The organism is Bacteroides stercorirosoris, from assembly GCF_900142015.1.
GTDB lineage: Bacteria > Bacteroidota > Bacteroidia > Bacteroidales > Bacteroidaceae > Bacteroides > Bacteroides stercorirosoris.
Genome location: NZ_FQZN01000090.1, coordinates 1 through 1,028 on the forward strand (window position 1 = coordinate 1; position 1,028 = coordinate 1,028).

Genomic DNA, 1,028 nt, shown 5'->3' on the forward strand with positions numbered 1-1,028 from the left:
TCAGGATCTTTGTATTTGGCATACTTCAGTTCGATGATATAACTGTGCACCATGTCCGGAAAGATATCCAGCAACGGGCATAGGAAGATGTCTACATATCCCGCCTGCGTGTCTTGTTCGGAAATGGGGCGATAGAAGCGGTTCTGTGCTGTCATTGCCAACGTGAAGCCATGTACAAAGGATTCACCTTTCTGTTTGTCACGCTGTGAGGCATAACGCTTCAGGCAGTCGGCAATGTAAGCGAAGTAAACTTGCCACTCACCCCTATAAGCAAGAGCACTGGATAACTCACTCCTCTCGTAATTACTGAAGTTTAAGTCAGCTTCATTGTAAGTGTTTAGCAAATAAGTATAGAGTTGTTCGCGAACCACTTGATTGGGAATAGTAAGTTTCGTCTTACCTTCATGCGTACCGCTTACAGTGAGCATACCAAAATAATAAAGCAGACTTATGAAATTATCAGGGTCGACAATACTAACGGCAGGAAACCCTCTCTTCAGTTCTCCGGCAATGTACCCCTGGCTCACTAAGGTCTGAATGATAGAGGCATCATGAGAGAATTCCTTATCTTTGCGGATGAGCATACGCAGTTTTTCGTAATCAATGCGGATGTTATCTTCTATCATGTCACGCGGCACCTTACCATACAAAATATAATTCTTGACGAAATAGAGTACCATATTGGAGTTATACATCGTGGTTGTATCGTAACTCTCGGGAGCGAAGCAGTAATTATCATACCACGGCTTCATAATCTCAATGATTTCATCAATGCTATGGTTAAAGCGGCAAGTGGTGGAATAATATGCCAACATCTGACGAACCTCGTCTTCGGTGAAGCCCATCATTTCATTAAACTCGGATGAGAGCGAATAGTTAGTTCCAATGTTGAAGCCACTGGTCAGGTCGTCCATCGTCACGGGACTGACGCCGGTGATGAAACAACGCTCAATGGATGAATCCGTCCCCGATTTCACGGTATTAAAGAAAGCCCGCAGATAGCCGGTCTTATGTGTCTCGTCAGTATA

At 44.2% G+C, this 1,028-nt stretch carries 1 protein-coding gene; it reads right to left on the reverse strand.

Translation table 11 applies throughout. The features are described from left to right. On the reverse strand, positions 1–1,028 hold a 1,028-nt coding region (locus BUC01_RS24870; protein WP_175560916.1), incomplete at both ends, for a PD-(D/E)XK nuclease domain-containing protein.